The sequence below is a fragment of the Pectobacterium peruviense genome, from assembly GCF_002847345.1.
Classification (GTDB): domain Bacteria; phylum Pseudomonadota; class Gammaproteobacteria; order Enterobacterales; family Enterobacteriaceae; genus Pectobacterium; species Pectobacterium peruviense.
Map to the genome: position 1 here is coordinate 1 of NZ_LXFV01000048.1, position 457 is coordinate 457.

Sequence of the window (457 nt, forward strand, 5' to 3'; positions counted from 1 at the left end):
CACGTTGGTGATCGTGGATTCGAAACGGTTCTGGATCGCACCCAGGTTACTACGCGCGGTGTCTACCGCTTTCAGTGCGGTATCAACGGCATCAACAATTTTTTGAGCCAGACCATCGTCACCACCAATGCCGCTTACAGCACCACTTGCAGTTGTGCCGCTGATTGCAGCAACAGCACTAGATACGCCAGATGACAGACCACCAGAAGTTTTAGCGTTAACCAGCGCACCCGAGTCAATGGTGATAACTTCATTAGCACCGGTGTTTGCACCAACCTGAATGTTGATACCGCCACTTGCGGAACCGTCCAGCAGGTTCGTGCCGTTGAAAGAAGCGGAACCAGCAACACGGTCGATTTCGTCCAGACGTTGCTTCATTTCAGTGTAGATTGAACCACGGTCAGTCTGACCATTGGTATCACTTGCTGCCTGAACCGCCAGCTCACGAACACGCTGC

The 457-nt window shown here is 52.5% G+C and carries 1 protein-coding gene; it reads right to left on the bottom strand.

Going from position 1 to position 457, the window contains the following annotated elements; genetic code table 11:
* Positions 1–457: flagellin N-terminal helical domain-containing protein (locus A0G03_RS20580; RefSeq protein WP_279628617.1), on the bottom strand; the 457-nt coding region annotated here is incomplete at both ends.